We start from the raw sequence: 359 nt of genomic DNA, 5'->3' as shown, positions 1-359 counted from the left end.
CCGGCGTTGTTGATCAGGCAATCGATTTCAGCTAAATGCTCGGGCAGGCTGTTTAAAGCGTTTTGAATCGACTCCGTGCGCGAAACATCCATTTCCAAAGGGTAAAACTGCTCGCCCAATTCCTCAGCCAACTGCTGCAATTTGTCTTCGCGCCGTGCCGCGCCGATGACATGATAGCCTGCCGCAACAAAAGTACGGCACATTGCCGCGCCGAATCCCGCCGATGCCCCGGTAATCAAAATTGCCATATCGCTTCCTTTCTGTACTCGTTTCAGACTTGGGTTTAAGGTATGATAACGCCTTATCAGACGGCCTGAAATTCGGCCGGCCGATTCTAAATTTAACGATAATCATATCAT

At 49.9% G+C, this 359-nt stretch carries 1 protein-coding gene; it reads right to left on the bottom strand.

Going from position 1 to position 359, the window contains the following annotated elements; all coding sequences use genetic code 11:
- Window positions 1-248: SDR family NAD(P)-dependent oxidoreductase (locus TW89_RS10445; RefSeq protein ID WP_128581394.1), on the bottom strand; the 248-nt coding region annotated here is incomplete at its 3' end.
- Window positions 249-359 lie beyond the last annotated feature (111 nt).

Origin of the sequence: Neisseria flavescens, from assembly GCF_001618065.1 — a bacterium.
Classification (GTDB): Bacteria; Pseudomonadota; Gammaproteobacteria; order Burkholderiales; family Neisseriaceae; genus Neisseria; species Neisseria flavescens_A.
Note: the sequence above shows the minus strand (reverse complement) of the source record. Positions and strands in the feature narration are given on the sequence as shown.